This window comes from Vibrio sp. 10N.247.310.17 (genome assembly GCF_041466605.1).
In the GTDB taxonomy this organism is placed as follows: domain Bacteria; phylum Pseudomonadota; class Gammaproteobacteria; order Enterobacterales; family Vibrionaceae; genus Vibrio; species Vibrio tasmaniensis_A.
On sequence record NZ_JBFSTC010000028.1, the window covers coordinates 28,898 to 52,883 of the forward strand.

22 protein-coding genes and 1 rRNA gene are annotated in these 23,986 nt (G+C 45.2%); 12 read left to right on the forward strand and 11 right to left on the reverse strand.

The window, feature by feature from the left end:
* The first annotated feature begins 68 nt into the window (after positions 1 to 68).
* Complete coding sequence (locus AB6D80_RS10315) at positions 69 to 350, forward strand: hypothetical protein (protein ID WP_004736654.1); 282 nt, start codon at positions 69 to 71, stop codon at positions 348 to 350.
* Positions 351 to 436: 86 nt separating this feature from the next.
* Here AB6D80_RS10315 and AB6D80_RS10320 read toward each other — a convergent pair whose 3' ends face one another.
* From AB6D80_RS10320 to AB6D80_RS10335, 4 genes are all read right to left on the reverse strand, one after another.
* Positions 437 to 895: a DoxX family protein gene (locus tag AB6D80_RS10320; RefSeq protein WP_108118447.1), complete on the reverse strand. Its 459-nt coding sequence runs from the start codon at positions 893 to 895 to the stop codon at positions 437 to 439.
* Between the two features lies 1 nt (position 896).
* A complete protein-coding gene (locus tag AB6D80_RS10325; RefSeq protein ID WP_371995784.1) occupies positions 897 to 1,664 on the reverse strand; it encodes a DNA-binding domain-containing protein in 768 nt (255 codons plus the stop codon).
* Positions 1,661 to 2,521 (reverse strand): DUF692 domain-containing protein, encoded by an 861-nt coding sequence (locus AB6D80_RS10330; protein WP_372188438.1) that lies wholly within the window; start codon positions 2,519 to 2,521, stop codon positions 1,661 to 1,663. Before AB6D80_RS10330 ends, AB6D80_RS10325 begins: the two co-directional genes overlap by 4 nt.
* Positions 2,522 to 2,585: 64 nt before the next feature.
* Complete coding sequence (locus AB6D80_RS10335) at positions 2,586 to 2,846, reverse strand: DUF2282 domain-containing protein (RefSeq protein ID WP_004736650.1); 261 nt, start codon at positions 2,844 to 2,846, stop codon at positions 2,586 to 2,588.
* A 264-nt stretch (positions 2,847 to 3,110) separates the two neighbouring features.
* On the opposite strand from AB6D80_RS10335, the gene uvrD reads away from it, so the two are divergent.
* Positions 3,111 to 5,285, forward strand: a complete 2,175-nt coding sequence (gene uvrD, locus AB6D80_RS10340; protein WP_371708170.1) for a DNA helicase II — start codon at positions 3,111 to 3,113, stop codon at positions 5,283 to 5,285.
* A gap of 170 nt (positions 5,286 to 5,455) precedes the next feature.
* Here uvrD and tpx read toward each other — a convergent pair whose 3' ends face one another.
* The 5 genes from tpx to rarD all read right to left on the reverse strand — a co-directional run bounded on the left by tpx (position 5,456) and on the right by rarD (position 11,138).
* The gene (gene tpx / locus AB6D80_RS10345; protein ID WP_050635162.1) at positions 5,456 to 5,953 is read right to left on the reverse strand and encodes a thiol peroxidase; all 498 of its coding nucleotides are present in this window, start codon (positions 5,951 to 5,953) and stop codon (positions 5,456 to 5,458) included.
* 784 nt (positions 5,954 to 6,737) lie between these two features.
* On the reverse strand, positions 6,738 to 8,495 hold the full coding sequence (ggt, locus tag AB6D80_RS10350; protein ID WP_371708173.1) for a gamma-glutamyltransferase: 1,758 nt from the start codon (positions 8,493 to 8,495) through the stop codon (positions 6,738 to 6,740).
* A gap of 91 nt (positions 8,496 to 8,586) precedes the next feature.
* Positions 8,587 to 9,249 (reverse strand): LysE family translocator, encoded by a 663-nt coding sequence (locus AB6D80_RS10355; protein ID WP_004736644.1) that lies wholly within the window; start codon positions 9,247 to 9,249, stop codon positions 8,587 to 8,589.
* A gap of 99 nt (positions 9,250 to 9,348) precedes the next feature.
* Positions 9,349 to 10,143: an AraC family transcriptional regulator gene (locus AB6D80_RS10360; protein ID WP_017081539.1), complete on the reverse strand. Its 795-nt coding sequence runs from the start codon at positions 10,141 to 10,143 to the stop codon at positions 9,349 to 9,351.
* An 86-nt stretch (positions 10,144 to 10,229) separates the two neighbouring features.
* The gene (rarD, locus tag AB6D80_RS10365; RefSeq protein ID WP_017103322.1) at positions 10,230 to 11,138 is read right to left on the reverse strand and encodes an EamA family transporter RarD; all 909 of its coding nucleotides are present in this window, start codon (positions 11,136 to 11,138) and stop codon (positions 10,230 to 10,232) included.
* Between the two features lie 180 nt (positions 11,139 to 11,318).
* Between rarD and recQ the strand changes: the two genes are divergently transcribed.
* From recQ to AB6D80_RS10380, 3 genes are all read left to right on the forward strand, one after another.
* Positions 11,319 to 13,157, forward strand: coding sequence for an ATP-dependent DNA helicase RecQ (gene recQ, locus AB6D80_RS10370; RefSeq protein ID WP_009848191.1), 1,839 nt, complete (start codon positions 11,319 to 11,321; stop codon positions 13,155 to 13,157).
* An 80-nt stretch (positions 13,158 to 13,237) separates the two neighbouring features.
* Positions 13,238 to 13,549 (forward strand): DUF3630 family protein, encoded by a 312-nt coding sequence (locus AB6D80_RS10375; protein ID WP_009848192.1) that lies wholly within the window; start codon positions 13,238 to 13,240, stop codon positions 13,547 to 13,549.
* 270 nt (positions 13,550 to 13,819) lie between these two features.
* Positions 13,820 to 14,491 (forward strand): 7-cyano-7-deazaguanine/7-aminomethyl-7-deazaguanine transporter, encoded by a 672-nt coding sequence (locus AB6D80_RS10380; protein WP_371708175.1) that lies wholly within the window; start codon positions 13,820 to 13,822, stop codon positions 14,489 to 14,491.
* 100 nt (positions 14,492 to 14,591) lie between these two features.
* Here AB6D80_RS10380 and gppA read toward each other — a convergent pair whose 3' ends face one another.
* Both gppA and rhlB read right to left on the reverse strand, forming a co-directional pair.
* Entirely contained in the window at positions 14,592 to 16,085 is a 1,494-nt protein-coding gene (gppA, locus tag AB6D80_RS10385) for a guanosine-5'-triphosphate,3'-diphosphate diphosphatase (RefSeq protein ID WP_371708176.1), read from the reverse strand.
* 6 nt (positions 16,086 to 16,091) lie between these two features.
* Positions 16,092 to 17,402, reverse strand: a complete 1,311-nt coding sequence (gene rhlB, locus AB6D80_RS10390) for an ATP-dependent RNA helicase RhlB (RefSeq protein WP_009848195.1) — start codon at positions 17,400 to 17,402, stop codon at positions 16,092 to 16,094.
* A gap of 111 nt (positions 17,403 to 17,513) precedes the next feature.
* Between rhlB and trxA the strand changes: the two genes are divergently transcribed.
* The 7 genes from trxA to AB6D80_RS10425 all read left to right on the forward strand — a co-directional run.
* A complete protein-coding gene (gene trxA / locus AB6D80_RS10395) occupies positions 17,514 to 17,840 on the forward strand; it encodes a thioredoxin TrxA (protein ID WP_009848196.1) in 327 nt (108 codons plus the stop codon).
* A 199-nt stretch (positions 17,841 to 18,039) separates the two neighbouring features.
* Complete coding sequence (gene rho, locus AB6D80_RS10400; protein ID WP_009848197.1) at positions 18,040 to 19,299, forward strand: transcription termination factor Rho; 1,260 nt, start codon at positions 18,040 to 18,042, stop codon at positions 19,297 to 19,299.
* A gap of 110 nt (positions 19,300 to 19,409) precedes the next feature.
* On the forward strand, positions 19,410 to 20,405 hold the full coding sequence (locus AB6D80_RS10405) for a hypothetical protein (protein WP_102249493.1): 996 nt from the start codon (positions 19,410 to 19,412) through the stop codon (positions 20,403 to 20,405).
* Between the two features lie 98 nt (positions 20,406 to 20,503).
* Complete coding sequence (gene ubiD / locus AB6D80_RS10410) at positions 20,504 to 22,345, forward strand: 4-hydroxy-3-polyprenylbenzoate decarboxylase (RefSeq protein WP_017103319.1); 1,842 nt, start codon at positions 20,504 to 20,506, stop codon at positions 22,343 to 22,345.
* The gene (locus AB6D80_RS10415; protein ID WP_102249494.1) at positions 22,342 to 22,611 is read left to right on the forward strand and encodes a 2Fe-2S iron-sulfur cluster-binding protein; all 270 of its coding nucleotides are present in this window, start codon (positions 22,342 to 22,344) and stop codon (positions 22,609 to 22,611) included. Before ubiD ends, AB6D80_RS10415 begins: the two co-directional genes overlap by 4 nt.
* 20 nt (positions 22,612 to 22,631) lie before the next feature.
* Entirely contained in the window at positions 22,632 to 23,345 is a 714-nt protein-coding gene (gene fre, locus AB6D80_RS10420; RefSeq protein ID WP_280613138.1) for an NAD(P)H-flavin reductase, read from the forward strand.
* A 564-nt stretch (positions 23,346 to 23,909) separates the two neighbouring features.
* A 16S ribosomal RNA gene (locus tag AB6D80_RS10425) occupies positions 23,910 to 23,986 on the forward strand; the annotation flags it as partial.

Sequence of the window (23,986 nt, forward strand, 5' to 3'; positions counted from 1 at the left end):
TGCGAAACGTTAAAACATGGTATATTTGTCACTCATTGAAACGTTAGTCCCCAACGGAAAATACTGTAATGTCATTAACAACCTACGAAATGGCGCGCATCTTAGAACAAATGGAAGATGCACCTGAAAAGGTCATGTTTGGTAAATTGCTTAAAGAGCTAGGAAACCAAAGTGAAGAGCGTATTCGCAGTGCGGCAAAACAAGTTCCAATCGATACTTTGCGAGACATCATTTACCAATTTCAGCGTGTGGTAGAGTCTCGTAAGGGTGAGCAGGTTCAGCTACTAGCAAAAGAGCTAGCCGAGCAAGGAATCTCTGCTGAAGAGCTACAAGCTTTTCTAAACAAGTAGTTTATTCCAGATAAAAAGAAACCACTCAATTGAGTGGTTTTTTGCGTTTTGGACCTATGTAAATTTAGAGACCATGGAAAAGAGGTTTAGCTTTTGAATTGCGCTTTTAAGATTCTATCAAGTGAGAATGGCCCGGCGCCCCACACGACAACGATAAGAATCATCAACCCCCACAACTGATGATCATAGAAGCCTTGCGCCCATAATACTGGGTAAGACACGACTGCAATGATATTGAACACGAACAGCACCGCTGCCATAGGTCGTGTTAATAAACCAAGCGCTAAGAATACCGGCAGAATCAATTCAGCTGCGGTGCCCATGTAGGCGGCTAACTCCCAAGGTAGCAGCGGCACTTGGTATTCCAACTCAAACAAGTAAAGGGTGCTATCCCAAGTCGCTATCTTGGTGAGGCCAGAATTAAAGAATACCCACGCCACCCATAGGCGACAAAATAGCAGTAGCACCGGAACAAAGAGTGCTTGTGATTTCTCAATCAAACTGTCGTATTGAGCCATCATGTTTGTGACTGTGTTGTTATCCATATTATGTCTCCAATTCGGCATTGATTGAAAAGCCTGAGATGACGTTAAGCGCCATGACAGTATTCAGATGTTGTAGTAATGAAGGGTTTATCGCTACGAGCGTTTGGCTTGATTGAAATTCGCGAAGTAGTTGATGGCATTCTTCACTCAAGTGATGACTCTCAATCTGAGAATTCTCCGCTCGAATTAACACCCCAAATTCAGGTTGGTTGATGTCTAACCCATCGAGTTGTTGCTGATAGATAGCGTGTTCAAGCGCGATAATCGTATAGTTAGAATTAATGAGCGTTATTGAATCTTTGAGATGAAAGACTAAAGCGCCTTGTTGCTCTGGTGGCACATCAGCTAAACCAGCAAGAGGACGTTGGCCGGCTTTTGATTCTGAAACGTACCTCATCAAGCTGTCTTTTTGCCATTCATACAAAGCCACTTCACAGAGGTAAGGTGCAGCCTCAATAACGGCAGGAAAGGCTTGTATGGTTTGTTCAAAGTGTTCACCGTAACCACTGACATCACCAGAGGTTGATGGATAACTTAAGACATGTTGACGAGCCATTTGTTGGAAGCACTCTTCACCAACCAGCATTTCAGTGAGTGGGTAGGTTGCAGCGAGTACCTCACTCAAGCTAATCACAAAGTTATTGCGATAAATCTGGATGCGCTGTTCATCAGTAAAATGGTCGCTCACTATGTCGCAATGCTCACCATTGTTTTGGTAGCGTAGGGCGTTAGCAAACTCCAACTGAACATCTGCTAGGGAGTGGCTCATGATGCGCGACTCCTTTGGTTGAACTTGTCGTATTGATACAAGATGTCACTGGCTTTGGTTGCTTCAGACAATAAAACTTGTGGCTCTGGGATATCTAGATCCCACTCAATCAAGGTATGGCGCGAACCGTGTTGCTGTATCCATTGGGTGTAAAGTTGCCACACTTCATCGCAGACTGGCTTACTATGGGTGTCTATCCAGATCTCACCTTGTTCGAGTTTCTTCTTAGTGAAACCTGCCAAGTGAATCTCTTCAACTTTGTCTACCGGTATTCCACTTAGATACTCTTCACAGCTGAAGCCATGATTGAAAGATGAGACAAAAATATTATTGAAATCGAGTAACAGTCGGCAATCAGTGCGCTTTTGTACCTCGGCTAAAAATTCCCACTCTGGGATGGTTGAATGCTTGAAGGCAAGGTAGCTCGATGGGTTCTCAATCAGCATAGGGCGTTGCAGGCTGTCTTGTACCTCGATGACATTGCGACAAAAGACCTCTAGCGCTTCTTCGGTATAAGGCAGCGGTAACAAGTCATTGAAGTAATGACCACCAGTCTGACTCCAGCTGAGATGATCAGAAACTAAGAAGGGTTCGATATCATCAATGAGCTCTTTTAATTGCACAAGATGATGTTGATTGATGCGCTCAACAGAACCTAATGACAACCCAACGCCGTGACAACTGATGTTGTGTGCGTGACGAATATCTCTGAGTTGTTGGCGTTGCGGTGATTGAGCTAAGAAGTAGTTCTCGCTGTGAACTTCTAACCAACTTACTAAGGCTGGATTTTGGCTAAAGAAGTCCAAGTGCGGTGTTCTAAGGCCAACCCCTGCGTTGGGGTGAAGAGTTTGAGTCACAACGATTCTCCTAACAAGAAGTGGAGGTGAGCTGAGTGTCAGCTCACCATACTAAGCAGCTCAATTATGATGATTGAGTGTTACCACCTGATAATTTGCCACATAGCCCTTTAGGAACGACCACGAATGCATCGGATTGGTTGTCTTCTTTTGCTGTACCCGCACATGAGCTTGTTTTAGTTGCACAATCATTTTGGCCAGCTTTTGCCACACCGTAGCATTTTTCTTTTGCCGCTGCTTCAGCAGGTGCTGATGTAAGAACGGCACCGCCGAACGCTAGTACACTTGTGATTGCAGCTGTAACAGCAAGATTAGAATTTTTCATAGTCATTCCCTCTAGGACTTAATAGTATTTTTATATCGCAGGTTAATGAATTGTTAACTTGCTTACTAAAAAGGATAGGAACAACCAGGAAATAATTTCACGGCATTATAAGAAATATCAATATTAATGATGAGTTATATTTTAAGTAACTGATTTTATGATGTTAATTTTTGATTATTTTTTCTTCTTATTATCCTAAACGCAGCCTAGTGTTTAGGTTATAATCGACTTTTATGTATAAATACCCAGTAGTGAGCATGTCCAATGATAGATCCTTCGCTTTTACTCGATGGCCTAAACGATAAACAACGTGAGGCGGTCGCGGCACCTTTAGAAAACCTACTTATTCTGGCAGGTGCAGGCAGTGGTAAAACGCGAGTGTTGGTGCATCGCATCGCTTGGCTGCAAAGTGTAGAGCAAGCATCGCCGTTCTCTATTATGTCGGTTACCTTCACCAACAAAGCGGCAGCAGAAATGCGTGGTCGTATTGAAGAGTTGATGATGGGTAGTTCGTCAGGCATGTGGAACGGCACCTTCCACGGTATTTGTCACCGCATCCTTCGTGCTCACTACCTAGATGCAAAACTGCCAGAAGATTTCCAGATCATAGATTCTGATGATCAGATTCGTTTGCTGCGTCGCTTAATCAAGGCGCAAAATCTTGATGAAAAGCAGTGGCCTGCCAAGCAAGCATCTTGGTGGATCAATGGCAAGAAAGACGAGGGATTACGCCCAAGTCACATTGACGCCTACCATGATCCAATAACTCAAACGTGGTTAAAGATCTATTCTGCTTACCAAGATGCATGTGACCGTGCTGGCTTGGTCGACTTTGCGGAAATCTTGCTGAGATCGCATGAGCTATTACGCGATAAGAAACATATCCGAGAGCACTACCAAGCACGCTTTAAGCATATCCTTGTCGACGAATTCCAAGATACCAACAACATCCAATACGCTTGGCTGCGCATGATGGCTGGCCCAGATTGTCGCGTGATGATCGTGGGTGATGATGACCAATCTATCTATGGCTGGCGCGGCGCGAAAATCGAAAATATTCAGAAGTTCTTGGATGAATTCCCAGGAGCTTCAACGGTTCGACTTGAACAAAACTACCGTTCAACCAAAACCATTCTGCAGGCGTCGAACGAGCTTATCTCGAACAACACCGAACGTATGGGTAAAGAGCTGTGGACCGATGGTAACGATGGCGAGCCAATCTCTGTGTACTCAGCTTATAACGAGTTAGATGAAGCACGTTTCACGGTTAGCAAAATCAAAGAGTGGCAAGAGAAAGGCGGTGCGTTAGAAGATACGGCAATGCTATATCGTAATAACGCCCAATCGCGTGTTCTTGAAGAAGCTTTGATCCAAGGTGGTCTCCCTTACCGAATCTACGGTGGCATGCGATTCTTCGAGCGTCAGGAAATCAGAGATGCTTTGAGTTACCTGCGCTTAATGAGTAACCGCAGCAATGATGCGGCATTCGAACGTGTCGTCAATACGCCGACTCGTGGCTTGGGTGATAAAACGTTAGAAACAATTCGTCTTGCAGCGCGTGATCGTGGTGCAACCATGTGGGAAGCCAGTGTTGCTCTGATAGAAGAGCAAGTACTACCCGGTCGTGCTGCGGGTGCATTGAGCCGCTTTATTGAGCTTATCAATGCACTTGAAGATGACACCATAGAACTGAGACTTCATGAGCAAACCGACCACGTGATCAAATCGTCGGGCTTGTTTGCGATGTACGAGCAAGAGAAAGGCGAAAAGTCGAAGGCTCGTATTGAGAACTTGGAAGAATTGGTAACGGCAACGCGTCAGTTTGAAAAACCAGAAGAAGCGGATGAAATGAGCATGCTAACGGCATTCTTGACTCATGCGGCTTTGGAAGCGGGTGAAGGTCAGGCTGATGAATTTGATGATGCGGTTCAGCTCATGACTCTGCACAGTGCCAAAGGCCTAGAGTTCCCAATGGTATTCATGGTTGGCGTTGAAGAAGGTATGTTTCCAAGCCAGATGTCGGCAGAAGAAGCGGGGCGTTTAGAAGAAGAACGTCGTCTGTGTTACGTCGGCATGACCCGTGCGATGGAGAAGCTCTACATCACTTACGCCGAGATGCGTCGTTTGTACGGTCAAGACAAGTATCACAAGCCATCTCGCTTTATTCGTGAGCTACCAGAGACCTGTCTAGATGAAGTGCGTATGAAGGCGCAAGTGAGTCGTCCTGCTAGCAGTGGCCGCTTTAGCCAAACCGCCGTGAAAGAGAACTTTAACGAAACAGGATTTAGTTTGGGTTCTCGCGTTAAGCACCCTAAGTTTGGTGAAGGCACTATCATCAACTTCGAGGGAAGTGGCCCGCAGAGCCGAGTTCAAGTCGCGTTTAACGGTGAAGGCATAAAGTGGTTAGTAACGGCTTATGCTCGTTTAGAACAGTTGTAATCTGCTACTTCAGCATGTAGAAAACAGTTCGATATCTGAAACTATTCAGCATTGAAAAGTAATCCGTATAAAAAACAGAAAGAGCAGCCAATGGCTGCTCTTTTTATTGCTTTGTACCGACCTAAATTAAGTTAATACAAGCTGAAGACATTGCTGTCTCAAAGTGAGACTTACAGTGCTGCAAGTGCCGCTTCGTAGTTTGGCTCTTCAGTGATCTCTGCAACCAACTCGCTGTGTGTCACCACACCTTTTTCATCAACAACGACAACGGCACGTGTTGTTAGGCCTGATAGTGGGCCTTCAGCGATCGCTACGCCGTAGTCTGATGCGAATGCAGGAGAACGGAAAGTTGAAGCGTGTTGAACGCCTTCAATGCCTTCTAGTTCACAGAAGCGGCCCGCAGCAAACGGTAGGTCAGCAGAAATACAAACAACAACCGTGTTCTCAAGTTCTGCTGCTTTTGCGTTGAACGTACGTACGCTCGTTGCACAAGTTGCTGTGTCGATACTTGGGAAGATGTTTAGAACCACTTTCTTGCCTTCAAGAGAAGCAAGAGTCAGTTCAGAAAGGTCGCCTGCAGTCAGTGCAAAGCTTGGTGCTTGTTCGCCAGTTTGTGGGAATGTGCCTGTTAGTGGTACAGCAGCGCCTTTGAAGGTAACGTGTGACATGAATTTGTCCTTAGTTTAATTATGGTTATGAAACTAGTTGAGCCTAGTGAGACTTACGTTACTCGGAAGTGGTTAAGAAGTGAATGCTTTAAATGTCAGAATTGTAATTAAAGGTCTTTGATTTATTTGTTTGAGAGAGGAATAAGTGAAACGACAGATAAAGAAAAACCCCGAGAGCTTGCGCTCATCGGGGTCTATAGTCTTACTCGCAGCAATCCGGCTACTAAGTGTGCTCCATGCATCAAATCCATGATAGTGTGCTGTTATCCTTCAGCGTATTCCTTTCGTCGCCTTCCTAGCGGTGTCCTTGATCTTATCCTGATCTGCCAACAATCCTCGTTAGCGCGCGTCACTTGTTCCTTGAGCGGTGTCCTTTACATCATCCTGATGTTCAGTCCTTTCCTCGTCCAGAGGTGTCCATTGTCTTTCCTTAGTAGCAACCATCCTAGTTACTATTGCGTCCATTCAATGTCCATTTCGCTATCCATGCCGATTATTCATCCTGAGTAATCGAATCTTCATCCTGAAGATAACCAAGTCCTTGGCGTTTCCTGTTCCGTGTCAGCATCCTTCCGACACCATTCATATTACCGATTCCTTATTTATCAGCAATGGTGCATAAGCGAATTTCTATATAATTATTTGAATGATAAATGTACGTATCGTTTTATTTCAATTGGTTACGATATCTAGGTGACTAATTTCGTCATCAAATATCGATATTTACTCACTGCCTTGTGAGAGATCTCGCACAAGGCAGCGAGTAAAAAGGGAGGATTATTCCCTACTGACCAATGGCTGCACCTTCACGACGAGGGTCTGCAGCGCCTTCTAAACCATCTTTTGTGATGCGAATCGCGTGTAAACCAGAGTTAAGATCGCGAACGTTGACCTCAAATCCCATCTTTTCTAGCTCAGGTTTGAAGTTTTCCGCTGATGTTCCTTTTTCCAAATCTAAGGTACCGAAGCGGTTTAGGAAGTGTGGTTGATTGATGGCTTGCTGAATATCCATGTCCCATTGGGTATGAGCAATGATCGCTTGTGCCACATAACCTATGATACGGCTGCCTCCCGGAGAGCCAATCGCTATGTAAGGTTTATCGTCTTGCATGATGATGGTCGGTGCCATTGAAGAGCGCGGACGCTTACCCGGTTCAAGTCGGTTGGCGATAGGCTTACCATCGTTATGGGTCTTGAATGAGAAATCTGTCAGTTCGTTGTTGAGTAGGAAACCTCTCACCATCAAACGTGAGCCAAAGGCATTCTCAATGGTGGTGGTCATCGAAACGACATTGCCATCGCTATCAACAATATTGAAGTGGCTGGTGGACGGCAATTCAATAGAAACATCTTGGCTTTGCAGCATTGCATGATCCCACGGTGGCGTGCCCGATGGTGCGCTTTCTAATGCCTTGCCTGCGGTAATTAACTGAGCACGTTCCTGCAAATAGTCAGTATTGACTAACCCTTGGGTTGGCATTGGCACGTAATCTTGATCGGCCATATACATACTACGGTCTGCAAAGGCTAGGCGAGAAGCGTCTGCTAACACTTGCCAAGATTTCGCGTCGTTTGGCCCCCATGATTTGAGGTCAAATTGCTCAGTCATTGCAAGGATTTGTCCGACCGTTAACGCACCAGAGCTTGGTGGCCCCATTCCGCAAATATCGTAGCTTTCATAAGCAGAACAAACCGGTTCGCGTTGTTTAATTGAATAAGCGTCGAAGTCTTTCTGTGCTAATACGCCCGGGTTACCTTTCGCGGTTTGCACGGTATTGATGATGTCGGTAGAGATCTCACCTTGGTAAAAGGCCTTAGCACCGTTCTTAGAAATAGCGTTTAACGTTGCCGCGTATTCTGGGTTCTTAAGTTGAGTACCCGCTGTTTTCGGGCTGCCATCGGCATTGAAGAAGTAGGCTTTAGTTGTCGCAAATCGGCTTAGTCGCTCTTGGTCATTTTCAATCAAGGTAGCTAAACGTGGACTAATAGTGAAACCTTCTTCAGCTAGCTGAGCGATAGGTTTAATCAGTGATGCCCACTCTAATTTTCCGTACTTCTGGTGAGTGTCCCACAGCAATTGCACCGTGCCCGGTGTCGCAACTGAGCGACCACCAACCACTGCATCGTAAAACTTAAGCGGTTGTCCGTTTTCGTCTTGGAATAGACGTGGTGTGGCATCAAGTGGTGCAGTTTCACGACCATCGTAGGTTTTGAGTTGCTTGTCCTTGCCATCAAAATAAACAAGGAACGCACCACCACCAATACCTGATGACTGAGGTTCTACTAAGCCAAGCATAAGCTGCACGGCAACCATGGCATCAATGGCGTTACCACCACGAGCAAGCACATCAGCACCAGCTTGTGTCGCTAATGGGTTGGCCGCAGTGACCATCCAGTCATTGGCTTTGACGAGTTGTTTGGTTTCTAAACCACTACTTTGTTCGGGTGCGACGGAATCGGCAGCTTGATTTGCCCAACTGACGTGAGAGGCAAAAAGTAGGGTAAAAGTGGCGAGGGTTGTTAGTTTTGTTTTCCACTGCATGATCTTCTCCTTTTAATATGCAGAGCTAGATTGGCAGTGGAAAGATGAGATAGCCAGAGTGTTGTTAACGAATTGTAATATTGATTCGAATTTAAGCGATTAAACCGGATAGCGACTGCCAAAGAATACTCACGCCAATAAGGCTGAATACCACTCCACATAAGCCATCGATGTATACCGTTGCTTCGCTGAGTTTCTTTTGCAATGCTTTAGTCGAAAGCATCCAAGCCAGTAGTGAGAACCAAAACAGAGACAGACCAAATAGGATGATAAGCGCAAAGCCTTTACCTGACAGAGACATGTCGGCAGGCACTAGGCTCGACATCAAGCTGATAAAGAACACCAAAGCCTTTGGGTTGAGAATATTGGTCGCAAACCCTTTCGAAAATGCCTGACGCTTATTGGTCAGAATCAGATCGTTGGAATTGACGGTATCGGCATCATCATCGTGGTTCTGAATGATTTGCCAGGTTGCTTTAAGTGCTCCGTAACCTAAGTACAGTAAGTAGCTACCGCCGGCTAGTTGGATAATGGCAAATAATGTGGGTTGTTGGTGGACTAGGTAACTGATTCCCGTCAGGCTCAGCAATGAGTGCAGCAAGATCCCGCAAGATAAACCAAGCGCAATGTACAAGCCTGTCTGGCGTCCGTGACGCGTCGCATTTTGCACGACTAACGCAAAATCAGGGCCGGGGCTCATCAAAGCGATGAAGTGGATAGAGGCTAGGGTGATCAGTATGGTGACTTCGTTCATCGTCAGTTCTCAATAACGTTGCCGCTATTATTAAATAAGTAATCGTATTGAGCGTAGCTTACCGTGATTTGAAATCGAGCAATTGTAAATTATCAACACTTAGTTGATTTGTGAGGGTGGTACACCGAACGTGGTTTTGAAAGCCTTAGAGAAGTGTGCTTGGTCATAGAAGCCTACTTGGTGCGCGACCTTGGTACCACATATCCCAGACTTAATCAGACGCATGCTTTGTTCCATACGTAAACGGCTCAGCCATGCATAAGGCGTAATGCCCATTCTGTTTTTAAAATGGCGTTGGAATTGAGTCGTGGTTAAACCACACAACTCAGACAATTGTTCTAATCGCACTGGTTGATCCAAGTTCGCCATCAAGTAGTCTTTTAGCGTATCAATCGATTGATTACCCAGTTTGATGTCACTCTTCGATCCAAATTTCGCATAACGATCGACAATCGTCGAGAACCCTTCGAAAGGTAAGCAATCTTGAGCGAGCTGGCTGATGTTTTGATGGATTAATAGGCCGTGTAAGTTGCGCAATTGTGAAAATGCAGCTTGATCGGAGAGGATCAACTCAGAAAAGCCTAATGTGTGACCATTTTGCTTGGGATCGGCAAGATCTTGAAACCATTGGGGAGAAACCGCAAACACACTGACTTGATAACCCGAATCGAGCTTGGAGTGCCCATCATGCAGTTCATCGGGTGGCATGATAACAACTTGGCCAGCACCAACATTATGGCTCGTCCCTTTATAGACGAATTTCTGCTGTCCTTGGGTAATTAAGCCAATGTGAAAGTCCAAATGATAGTGGCGCTGAAAGGCAAACTCTTGGTACTGAGCTTGGATCAGGCTGATATCTTCTGTTGGGGTAGAGTAGTAGTGGACTTTATCCATGGTACAAAAAAGCTTGGTCAAATAGTCATCAATTCAACCAAGCTTATCTTCGTATTAAGGGATTGTCTTGTAAAAAACGATCAGTGTTACTGCTTAGCGCGTTTGTTCTTCTTGTTGTTACGTAGGCCATCAAAGCTGAAAATTACCAGAGCGCCCCAAATAAAGGCGAAGGTAATCGCTTTATCTGAAGTAAAGGCTTCACCGTAAATCAGAACTGCGAGCAAGAACATTAAGCTGGGGCCGATGTACTGGAAGAAGCCGAGTGTCGATAGCTTCAAGCGGGTTGCTGCGCCAGTAAAACAAAGCAATGGAACCGTGGTGATCACACCTGCTGCAACCAATAATAGATTGAGCTGCATTGGGTTCATCGAGAAATCTGACGTTGCGCTGTCTGCGATAAACAATAAGTACGTTGCAGCGATAGGCAGCATCACCAGCGTCTCTATGAATAAGCCAGTTTGAGCTTCCAAGCTAACCTTTTTACGTAACAAGCCATAGAAACCAAAACTGAAGGCTAGGGCAATGGCAACGATCGGCACGGAGCCAAACGCGATCAATTGAATTATCACGCCAATCGCAGCAAGACTAACGGCAAACCATTGAAGTTTGCGTAAGCGTTCGCCAAGGAAGAACATCCCGAGTAACACGTTAATCAGCGGGTTGATGTAATAGCCTAAGCTGGCATCGAGCATGTGATTGGAATTCACCGCCCAAATAAAAATAAGCCAGTTGGCGCCCACTAAAATCGAAGTAGCGACTAAATAAAGCATTTTGGGCTTGGAGGTGAGGGTGTCTCGAACCTTACGCCAGCCACGACTCATGTGCAGTAGAAAAGCGAGTAGGAAAAAAGACCATACTACACGGTGGCTAAGAATCTCAAATGGGGATACTTCACTTAAAGATTTGAAATATATGGGAGCGATTCCCCACATGGTGTAAGCGGCAACGGCAAGCAAAATTCCCTGTCGCGTACGTTGTTGGTCGTCTTGTGTCATGTAACTTTCTCTAGCACTGAGTGCTTATTAATAAGATTTATAAAGAGAGTTGGTCAGTATAGGAGCGTTAACCCTTTTCACCTAACAATTTGCGGTTTAATTCGCCAGCGTTCCCCTCTACAATGTGCGCCTTGCTTGCCAATGCTGCACGCTGACTTTATACCTTGATTAGGAACCACAATGACCGCCACTCTGATTGCTGAGCAAACACCAACTCCCGCGAATGATGCGCAAGATATCTTACAAGATGTCTTTGGTTATCAAAGCTTTCGTGATGGTCAGCAAGAGGTCATAGACCTAGCCGTTGAAGGCAAAGACAGCTTGGTGATTATGCCAACCGGTGGTGGTAAGTCTCTGTGTTACCAGATCCCGGCTTTAGTGCGTGATGGGCTGACTTTGGTTATCTCACCGCTCATTTCATTGATGAAAGACCAAGTTGACCAATTGAAAGCCAATGGCGTGGCGGCTGAGTGCATAAACTCATCGATGCCACGCGATCAACTGTTGAGCGTGTTCAACCGCATGAACTCAGGCCAATTGAAGATGGTTTATGCTTCGCCAGAGCGTGTGTTGATGCGTGACTTCATCGAGCGCTTGCAAGGCTTGCCGCTTTCGATGATTGCGGTGGATGAGGCGCACTGTATCTCTCAATGGGGACACGATTTCCGTCCTGAATATGCTTTGCTAGGTCAGCTTAAACAGTATTTCCCGCATGTGCCTTATATGGCGCTGACGGCAACCGCTGACGATGCGACGCGCAAAGATATTATCTCGCGTTTGCAACTGGTGGAGCCGCACACGTACTTAGGCAGCTTCGACCGCCCTAACATTCGCTACAATCTCGTTGAGAAGCACAAACCCGTGTCTCAGGTGGTTCGCTACCTAGAAACGCAGAAAGGCAATTGCGGCATCATCTATTGTGGTAGCCGTAAGAAAGTGGAAATGGTGACCGAGAAGCTGTGCAATAACGGTATTCGCGCTGCGGGTTATCATGCAGGCATGGACACCGACGAACGCGCTTACGTTCAAGAAGCTTTCCAACGTGATGATATTCAGATCGTTGTGGCGACTGTGGCCTTCGGTATGGGCATCAATAAACCCAACGTACGCTTTGTGGTGCACTTTGATATCCCACGCAACATCGAATCTTACTATCAAGAGACAGGCCGTGCAGGTCGCGATGGCTTGCCTGCTGAAGCGATGATGTTGTTTGACCCTGCTGATATGGGTTGGTTGCGTCGTATGCTGGATGAGAAAGAAGAAGGCCCGCAAAAACAAGTTGAGATGCACAAGCTGAACGCGATGAGCGCCTTTGCCGAAGCGCAAACCTGTCGTCGTCAGGTTCTGTTGAACTACTTTGGCGAATATCGCGAGAAGCAATGTGGCAACTGCGATATCTGCTTAGATCCACCAAAACACTTTGATGCGACCCAAGAGGCGCAGAAGGCGTTGTCTTGTGTGTACCGCGTTAATCAGTCATTTGGTATGGGCTATGTGGTCGAAGTGATGCGCGGTATGCAGAACATCCGTGTACGCGATAATGGTCACGACAAGCTGTCTACCTACGGTATTGGCCGCGACCATAGTCATGATTACTGGATCAGTATCTTCCGTCAGCTGATTCACAAAGGTTTGTTGTTCCAAAACATCACTCGTAACTCGACATTACAGTTAACAGAAGAAGCCCGCCCGTTACTGCGTGGTGAGATGTCTTTGGAGTTGGCTGTACCTCGTTTAGATACGGCGGTGCGTAATGCTAAGTCCGATAAGTTAAGCAGCAAGAACTACGATAAGAAGTTGTTTGCCAAACTGCGCAAGCTGCGTAAGTCCATTGCAGATGAAGATGGTTTGCCACCTTATGTGGTATTCAGTGATGCGACGTTGATTGATATGGCCGAAATCCTACCCACATCTTATGGCGAGATGCTGGCAGTCAATGGCGTTGGTCAACGCAAACTCGACAAGTACGCTGATCCATTCTTAGATTTGATTCAAGAACACATCACCACACACGGTTAATTGGCTGATTGCTAGTTTTCAAAAGTGTTTAGCTTATAAAAACGATTAGTTCATAGAAAAAGAATAAGGTTGATAGGGACATGACAACACCAACAGAATTTGGCTTAAGAGAGTATTTGGCTGAGGAAGGGCGTTTATTGATTACGTCTCCAAGTTTTGATTTTGATTCTTATGAAGTGCTAGGTGAAAAGCTGGTGGCGTTACTGTCAGCTTCTGTTGTTGAAAAGCAATGGGATGCCGATATGCACTCTTGGTTGATTGATTTTGAAGATTGTCGAATGTTTTTAAAGTCTGAGCATTACAGTGAATCAATTTGGTTTGAGTCGTTAAACGCTGAAGAAAGCCGAGAAGAGTTCGATTATCTCGCGACGCTTTTCAAGCGCGGTTTCTAACTTTTTGCATGGCTTCTGAAACGTAGCTTCTAACCTGGCTTTTAAAACTTGGCTTCTAACGCCATTCATCAATAAAAGTGAGGATAAACGTTTGCGTTTGTTCTCACCGTTGCAGCCAATATTGATTAATGTATAATCGCCCGCCGCTCAATAGAGCAAATTATAGAAACATTTTTAATTCACATTATTGGTAAGAGCTTTCTTAGTTTATTCGAAGAAATGACTCGATTTGGGTTCCCTCACCCCCAAACCAAACTAAAAAGGTACAGCATGAGTAACTTTACCCCTGCGCAACAGCGCAAAGCCCTAGCACTATTAGTTTTGTTCCATTTGATCATTATTGCATCAAGCAACTATTTGGTTCAGCTACCTTTTACCGTCTTCGGTATGCACACCACTTGGGGGGCTTTCACTTTCCCGTTTATCTTTCTAGCGACAGACCTGACCGTACGTATTTTTGGCGCGCAGCTTGCTCGTAAAATCATTTTCTTAGTGATGTTACCAGCGCTGGCCGTTTCTTATTTATTGTCTGTGGTGTTCTTTGAAGGTTCATTCCAAGGCTTTAGCCAACTAGGCGAGTTCAACTTGTTTGTTGCACGCATCGCAGCGGCAAGCTTCATGGCTTATTTGCTTGGTCAGATCTTGGATGTGCATGTGTTCAACCGCTTACGCCAAATGAAGCAATGGTGGATTGCGCCAACGTGTTCAACGTTATTCGGTAATGCCATTGATACCATCGCGTTCTTTGCGATTGCTTTCTACCAAAGCCCAGATCCATTCATGGCTGAGCACTGGACTGAAATTGCGTTGGTTGATTACGGATTCAAACTTATCATCAGCTTAGGCTTGTTCGTGCCTATGTACGGTGTGCTTCTAAATTACGTAGTTAAGAAGCTAACCGCTGTGAACCCTGACTTTAAAGCGACAGGTGTTAACGCTTAAGTTTAGATTTGTAACGCAAAGCATTAATGCAGCGATAAGAAAAAGCCCAAGTTAGTAGACTAACTTGGGCTTTTTTAATTTCTAGCGTCAGATACTAATATCAGAGGCATTCAATATTCAATGGCCAGCCAATATCGGTTTGTCGATTGGATTCGATTTCTAGCTCTGCGGCTGTGAGAGGGTTGTCTTGCAGCCATTGTTTAGAAAGCGTTAAAGTCAGATTGTTGTCATCCGTCGTCAGCTTGAACTCAGGCTCTAGCGCTGGATTACGACGGTGAGTCAACAAAATAGCTAAACGCAGAATTCGTAAAATACGCTTGCTGCTGGTGCCTGAGATTGCATGTTGCTCTGGCAATGAAGTTAACTGTTCGCGGTAGCGGCGTGTTAACTCACCCAAGCAGTGCTTTTGCGCTCGAGTAAAGCCAGGTAGGTCTAAGTTCTGCAGTAGGTAAGCACTGTGCTCGCCGCCTTTTTTGAAATCGATTGTTAAACCAATCTCATGAAGCTTCGCCGCTGTTTGTAATAGCACACCTGCTTGAGGTTCAGAAACCCACGTTTCGGCGCCCGCTTGCTCTAATAGAGTCTGTGCGACTACAGCAACTTGTTCACTGTAGCTTACGTCCATTTGGTAGCGTGATTGCACGCTCTTAATGGTACGAGCGCGAATATCTTCTTGGCGAAACTCATCAACCATCTCGTAGGCGAGACCTTCACGGAGTGCGCCGCCAGCGAGTGTCATTGAATCAATTTCAAGCAGCTCAAAAATCGCGATAAGAATAGAAAGACCACTTGGGAACACTAGTGCGCGCTCAAGGGTTAAGCCTTCAATCTCAAGCTCTTCTAAGCGCTCTGTAATCATCGCTTGTTTCTGTAGACGCTTGAGTTTGGCATGAGTAATGACTTCATCCATGCCTTGCGCCAACATGATTTCTTGCAGTGCTTGAACGGTACCACTGGCACCAACACACACATCCCACCCGATATCAGTGTAGCTATCTAGGATAGGAGCCAACGTAGACTTGGCCGCTTCAATGGCATTGTTGAAGTTGGTTGCGGTTAATTGGCGATCTTTAAAGTGGCGTTCAAGCCAAGTAACACAACCCATCTTCAGGCTGGTTAAGGCTTTGGCTGAGAAACCTTCACCGATGATCATCTCGGTACTTGCACCACCAATATCAACCACTAGTCGGCGGCCGCTGCCACCAGAAGTGTGTGCTACGCCTTTATAGATAGTCGCAGCTTCTTCTTCACCAGAGATAACATTGATGTCGTAACCAAGGATCTGGTTCGCTTTCTCGAGAAATATATCCACATTGATAGCGGTACGTAGTGTCGCTGTACCAACAATGCGGATATTTTCTTTCGGAATATCTTGCAGTCGCTCTGCAAAGAGACTCAAACAGTCCCAACCGCGCTGCATGGCTTCAGAACTAAGCGCATTATTTTCATCTAAGCCTGCAGCTAAACGAACTTTGCGCTTAATTTTAGCCATGGTTTGTACGCTGCCATCGATATGACGCACAACGAGCATATGAAAACTGTTCGACCCTAGGTCGATTGCAGCATAAAGCGGTGGTGACACTGTTTGGCTCATAAGCGACTAAGCTTCCTTGTTATGGCGCGGTTGGCGTGGGCGACGGTTCTGGTTTGGTTTACGGTTACCGTTGCGTGGGCCATTGTTGTTTGAGCGGCGTTGTTGCGGGTTACGTGTACGTAAGCGCATCGGTGCTGGCAGATCTTCCAGTAGTGCAGAAGCATCGTAGTCAGACATTGGGATAGCGTGTTCAATGTATTCTTCGATTGGTGGCAAGTTGATTGCGTAATCTTCACAAGCAAAGCTGATCGAGTGACCGCTTTCACCTGCACGACCTGTACGGCCGATACGGTGAACGTAATCTTCACAATCGTCAGGTAGGTCAAAATTGAATACGTGTGTTACTTGAGGGATGTGTAGGCCACGTGCTGCAACATCCGTTGCGACAAGCAGGTCAACATCACCTTTAGTGAATTGCTCAAGAATCTTTTCACGTTTCTTCTGAGGAACATCACCCGTTAGCAAACCAACACGGTGACCATCGGCAGCCAAGTGGCCCCAAACTGATTCACATTTGTGCTTAGTGTTAGCGAAGATGATTGCGCGATCTGGCCACTCTTCTTCGATTAACGTTTGTAGAAGAGCCATTTTGTGTTCGTTAGAAGGGTAGAAAAGCTCTTCTTGAATACGGTGACCAGTCTTACGTTCAGGTTCAACAACAACATGCTCTGGGTTGTGCATGTGTTCGAATGCAAGTTCTTGTACGCGGTAAGACAGTGTCGCAGAGAACAGCATGTTCAGGCGATCTTTAGGTTCTGGCATACGACGGAACAAGAAGCGGATGTCTTTGATGAAACCAAGATCGAACATGCGATCAGCTTCGTCAAGAACAACGGCTTGAATGTGGTTAAGGTTAAATACCTTTTGTTTGTAGAAATCGATGATACGACCAGTCGTACCAATTAAGATATCTGCGCCTTCTTCGATCTTACCTAGCTGCTTGTCGTAGCTCTCGCCACCGTAAGCTAATGCTGCCTTGATACCTGTGCTTGCAACCAGAGAGTCAGCATCGTTGTAGATCTGAATCGCGAGTTCACGCGTTGGTGCCATAATAATCGCACGTGGCTGGTTAGGCTTACGGCCTTCATGCTCAGGTGTTTTTAGCAGGTGATTAAAAGTAGCAGTAAGAAACGCAAGCGTTTTACCAGTACCCGTTTGGGCCTGGCCTGCAATGTCTTGGCCGGTGAGCAGTACCGGGAGCGCCAAGGCTTGGATAGGGGTACAATAGTCGAACCCTTTTTTCTCCAATCCTTCAATGACTTGCGGAAGTAAATCCAAGTCGGCGAACTTTTGCTCTGTGATATGCGTCTTTTTCATTGCTATAGAATATCAGCTTAAGCTTGCAATACGAAAGTAAATACATTCCAATAGGGCATCTATTTACTGGTTATCATCCAACCAGTTCTAAAAAATACATTGGAGTGGAAGATGAGTGATAAGATTTTGCAGCTAACTGATGACGGTTTTGATAACGATGTAATCAACGCTGCAGGCCCTGTTCTTGTTGATTTTTGGGCAGAATGGTGTGGTCCATGTAAAATGATTGCGCCGATTCTTGATGAAATCGCAAACGAGTACGAAGGTCAGCTCACAATCGGTAAATTAAATATCGACCAAAATGCTGGAACTCCACCAAAATTTGGTATTCGTGGCATTCCAACGCTGCTTCTTTTCAAAGATGGCGGCGTAGCAGCAACTAAAGTTGGTGCATTGTCTAAAACTCAACTTAAAGAGTTCCTAGACGCTAACCTTTAATTAGGTGAGCCTTTGAAAAGAAACCGCGCAGTTAACAAATGCGTGGTTTTGTTTTTTCTAAGCTATGGACTAGTCTTAGTTTTAGTGCTAATTTATCGCACGTTAATTGAACAAATTCTCTTCTTGGTCGAGCCTGTGACCAAATCCTTCTTAACTTAAGAAAACAGACCCTATTTTGACTAAACAAACTTCCACCACTATGAATCTTACTGAACTGAAGAACAGACCTGTGTCTGAACTTGTTAAACTTAGCGAAAGCCTAGGTCTTGAAAATCAAGCTCGCTTAAGAAAACAAGACATTATCTTCTCCATCCTTAAAGCACACGCAAAAAGTGGTGAGGACATCTTTGGTGATGGTGTTCTAGAAATTCTTCAAGACGGTTTTGGCTTCCTACGTAGCGCAGACAGCTCATACCTTGCTGGTCCTGATGATATTTATGTATCACCGAGCCAGATTCGTCGTTTTAACCTTCGTACAGGTGACTCTATTGGCGGTAAAATCCGTCCACCTAAAGATGGCGAACGTTACTTTGCTCTGCTTAAAGTAAATACGGTTAACTACGATAAACCAGATAACGCTCGTAACAAGATTCTTTTCGAAAACCTTACTCCTCTTCACGCCAACGAACGTATGGTGATGGAAGCGGGTAATGGTGCAACTGAAGATATCACAGCTCGTATTCTTGACCTTGCTTCTCCAATCGGCAAAGGTCAGCGTGGTCTGATTGTTGCTCCGCCAAAAGCGGGTAAGACAATGCTTCTGCAAAATATTGCTCAAAGCATTGCCCGTAACCATCCTGAGTGTGAACTAATGGTTCTACTTATCGATGAGCGCCCAGAAGAAGTAACAGAAATGCAGCGCCTAGTTAAAGGCGAAGTAATCGCATCGACGTTTGATGAACCAGCATCTCGCCACGTACAAGTAGCAGAAATGGTAATCGAGAAGGCGAAGCGTCTTGTTGAACACAAGAAAGACGTGGTTATCCTACTGGATTCAATTACTCGTCTAGCTCGTGCTTACAACACTGTGATTCCTTCATCAGGTAAAGTTCTTACTGGTGGTGTTGATGCGAATGCTCTACATCGTCCAAAGCGTTTCTTCGGTGCGGCACGTAACGTAGAAGAAGGAGGTAGCTTAACTATCATCGCAACAGCACTGGTTGATACTGGTTCTAAGATGGATGAAGTTATCTACGAAGAATTCAAAGGTACAGGTAACATGGAACTGCACCTTAACCGTAAGATTGCTGAAAAACGCGTATTCCCAGCGATTGATTTCAACCGATCTGGTACTCGTCGTGAAGAGCTTCTTACCAAGAACGATGAACTACAGAAGATGTGGATTCTGCGTAAGATTGTTCACCCAATGGGCGAAATCGATGCGATGGAATTCCTTATCGACAAGCTAGCAATGACTAAAACGAACGATGAGTTCTTTGACGCTATGCGTCGTCAGTAGTATTGATTAGCTTATAGTTATTAAAAAGCGCTGCCTTCGGGTGGCGCTTTTTATTTGCATTTTGTAGCGACAGCTTGCAGAATGGGCAAAAGTGTTACGAGGAAGTTAAAATGCAACATGGACTGTTGTCATCATTACTCCTGTCTACTTCACTGTTACTTTCACCGGTTGGTATGAGTTATGCCACCGAGATGTCTCCACTTACAGTAGAGTCTTGGCTTGAGAATGATCAAGTAAAACTGAAAACTGCTGAATTACTCGAGCTTGTCGTGCGTGACGAAGTCAATTCGCTACGCTTTTCGCTTGAGCGTCTGACATTTCCCCAGCAAGAGGTGGCTCGTTACCGGCTCTTGAAGAAGATCGAACAGCAAGAGATCGTTCTCACCCCTAAGATGTCTATTTTCATAGAACAGCAACTCGCTATCACGCCGACCTACCAAGTATTAGAGCGTGGGGATGGCTACGAGTTTACGGTACCTGCTTTTAATTACCCTTCGATTGCTAATCGACTGATCAAGCAATGGCACCAAGACCAGAAGACACTGGTGTTTGTACTGGATGCAGAAAAGCGGGAACTTAACCTTAATGAGTGGTTGTCAGGGCCTGAGCATCAAGTTCAAACGCGAGAAGCACTATTAATTCGAGAGCTAGACAGTTTGTCTCCTGAAGCGGTTGACTATCTGACTAAGCAACTCACCGCATCTTCTATTGTTAGCTGGTTACCCTCTACCGAGGTGGTAGTTCGATTAGCGCAAGTGAGCGAAGACCCTGAGGTCTATAAGATTCTATGGCGAATGAAGGCCGATTATCATAGCCAAGCAGAGTTAGAGCGACTTGCTAAAACTAAACAAACGTTCGCGTTGGAACAGGTAATGGCAGCGACTAAGAATCCTCGTTTGAAAGATGAAGCGATTACTTTGCTTACCAAGGTGAACCCGCTATCAGAAGAGGTGAAGCAGTTCCTTGTCTCTAGGATGGCGATTGCCGATGAAGCGCCATTAGTCGCCCGTGAATTAGCCAAACAAGGTCACACGCTCTGGTTGCAAGATCTTGTGAATGATAACCCTCAGGTGAAGAGCTCTTTGATCGAGCAAGCATTACCGTAAAGTGGATTTTGCCTCTCAATAACCACACTAAAAAGGGGGATCTCAGCGTCACCCTTTTTGATATACTGAGCGCAGAATAATCAGCATGTAGAAGCCCTATGAGTTTTAAAGATTTACGTGATTTTGTCGACCATCTTGAAAGCATTGGTCAGTTGAAACGCATTTCTCACCCTGTCGACCCAGACTATGAAATGACCGAGATTAGCGACCGTACTCTACGTGCTGGTGGCCCGGCTCTTTTATTTGAAAATCCCGTAGGCTATGACATGCCTGTTTTGACCAATCTATTCGGTACACCTGATCGGGTAGCCATTGGTATGGGGCGTCAAGAGGTCAAAGAGTTACGCGAAGTAGGTAAGTTGCTTGCTTACTTAAAAGAACCCGAGCCACCAAAAGGCTTTAAAGACGCTATCGATAAGCTGCCTGTGTTTAAGCAGGTCTTAAATATGCCAGCTAAGCGTCTTCGTAAGGCGGCCTGTCAACAAATCGTATGGCAGGGTGATGACGTCGACCTAGATAAAATTCCGGTGATGAGCTGTTGGGCGGACGATGTCGCGCCGTTGCTAACGTGGGGTTTAACGGTTACTCGTGGTCCAAACAAGAAACGCCAAAACTTAGGTATCTATCGTCAACAGAAGATCGGCAAGAATAAAATCATCATGCGTTGGTTGGCCCACCGTGGTGGAGCGCTTGATCTACGTGATTGGATGGAAACCAACCCAGGCAAGCCATTCCCTGTATCGGTAGCGTTTGGTGCCGATCCTGCCACCATTCTTGGTGCCGTTACGCCAGTTCCAGATACCTTATCGGAATACGCGTTTGCCGGCTTGTTACGTGGCAGTAAAACTGAGGTCGTTAAATCAATCAGTAACGACCTAGAAGTGCCAGCGAGTGCTGAAATCGTAATGGAAGGTTATATCGACCCGAATGAGTTCGCAGACGAAGGACCATACGGAGACCATACTGGTTACTACAACGAGAAAGAAAAGCATCATGTGTTTACTATTACTCATGTAACCATGCGCGAGAATCCGATCTATCACAGTACCTATACTGGCCGTCCACCTGATGAGCCTGCAGTATTAGGTGTTGCGTTAAATGAAGTGTTTGTTCCTATTCTTCAAAAGCAATTCCCAGAGATAGAAGACTTCTACTTGCCACCTGAAGGTTGTTCTTACCGAATGGCAGTAGTGACCATGAAGAAGCAATACCCAGGTCACGCTAAGCGAGTGATGATGGGTGTATGGTCTTTCCTACGCCAATTCATGTACACCAAATTTGTTTTGGTATGCGATGAGGATGTTAACGCACGTGATTGGTCTCAAGTGACCGCTGCTATGTGTGAACATATGGATCCGTCTCGTGATAGCCTGATGATAGAGAACACACCTATCGATTCACTAGACTTCGCATCGCCAGTGGTAGGTTTAGGCTCAAAAATGGGTTTAGACATTACTAAGAAGTGGGATGCGGAGCTGGCACTATCGCCTAATGCTAAACCTTTACCTATAGACAGTCAGCATATTGAAGGTTGCCTAGCTGAGCTAGCCGAAACCTTCCCTGAAATTATTGATATTCATTTGCAGAATGACAATGCGTGCATGGTCGTTGTGTCTATCGATAAGCAAGCTGCAGGTAACGGTAAGAAAATCATTGAAGCGGTTTGGTCTCAGTTTGATGAGAACAAGTTTGTCATCGTATGTGATAGTGACGTTAACGTCAGTGACTGGAATGACATTATCTGGGCGGTGACCACAAGAATGGATCCGGCAAGAGATACGTTCTTCCTGAAAAACCAAACTGGACACTCAAAAATGGGTCTAGATGCGACGAACAAGTTTGAAGGTGAATGCCTGCGTGAGTGGGGTGTTCCAATCACTAAGAACCCAGACGTCGTTAAAAAGATTGATAGCATTTGGGAACAACTAGGAATCTCATGAGCTTCCAAGTAATCTTATACCCAGAAAATATCAGTTTTACCGTAGAAAAAGGGCAAACGGTTTTGGATGCTGCGCTCAACAGCAATATCAATTTTCCAAACCGCTGCCAAGTTGGTGCATGCGCTATGTGTATGTGCAAAAAATTAGAAGGCAAAGTGAGTTACCACCTTGAACCCATGCTCACAGAGAAAGAGCAGTTACAAGGTTGGATTTTTGCTTGCCAAGCATTTGCAGAAAGTAATTTAGTTCTAACCTTTGCCGATTAAGGGTTAGTGAGAGGAAGAACATGACTATTAAATGTAAAGTGAAATCTATCGAGCCTTTGGCTTGTAACACTTACCAAATCCTACTTCACCCAGAAATACCGGTAGCTTTTAAAGCGGGCCAATACTTGATGGTTGAAATGGGTGAAAAAGACAAGCGTCCATTTTCGATTGCAAGCAGCCCTTGTCGTCATGAAGGCGAGCTTGAGTTACACATTGGTGCAGCTGAGCACAATGCTTACGCTTCAGAAGTTGTTGAGGCAATGAAGAAAGCGCAAGCGGAAGATGGCGACATAGCTATTGATGCTCCGCACGGTGATGCGTGGGTTAAAGAAGAAAGCGATCGTCCTCTGTTACTAATTGCTGGTGGTACTGGCTTCAGCTACGTGCGCTCTATTCTCGATCACTGCATCGCGCAGAACAGTAAAAAAGAGATTCATCTATACTGGGGCGCAAAAGATGAGTGCCAGCTGTACGCGAAAGAAGAGCTTGTCGACATTGCAGCAAAACACAGCAATGTGCATTTTGTACCAGTAGTAGAAGAAGCACCTGAAGTTTGGCACGGTCAAACGGGTAACGTACTTGAAGCAATCACGCAAAGTTTCGAATCATTAGCTGATTTTGATATCTACATTGCGGGCCGTTTCGAAATGGCAGGTGCTGCAAGAGACTTGTTTACTCAGAATAAAGAAGCAAAGCGTGACCATATGTACGCAGATGCTTACGCGTTTATCTAAGATTTCTTTCAGATTTAGAGCAAAAAGAGAGCAGAAATGCTCTCTTTTTTCCGTTTAGGTGAACTATTAAGCACTTAAGCTTTGTTTATTCATTTTTCATGAAAAAGTAGTTGCTAAGCTGAGAGGGTTCCCTATAATGCGACACCACTGAGACGGCAGGCGCCACAAGGCTTCAGCAAGAATCAGTCAGACGGAAAGCGACAAAAATTAATTTTCAAAAAGTGTTTGACACTGAATGTTAATTCGCTAGAATGGCCGTCCACTTTGAGAGGCTCCTTACTTAAAAGGAACGCTCAACAAGTGAAGCTCTTTAACAATTTAAACCTATCAATCTGTGTGGGCACTCGTTGATGAATATCAATACGTCATTCTTAGGAATGGCAGTTACTTCGGTAACACAATGATTTCAATGAACTGAGTGACCAATACGTTTAACTACTTGTAGTTATTCGGCACAGTCAATTCATTATCATTCTGTTGGAATGGTAATAGCTTTAGAATTACATGTTCATTTTCGAATGAATATTAGTTTTGAAGTCAGTATTCGTTGAGTCACAAAATCTTAAATTGAAGAGTTTGATCATGGCTCAGATTGAACGCTGGCGGCAGGCCTAACACATGCAAGTCGAGCGGAAACGACA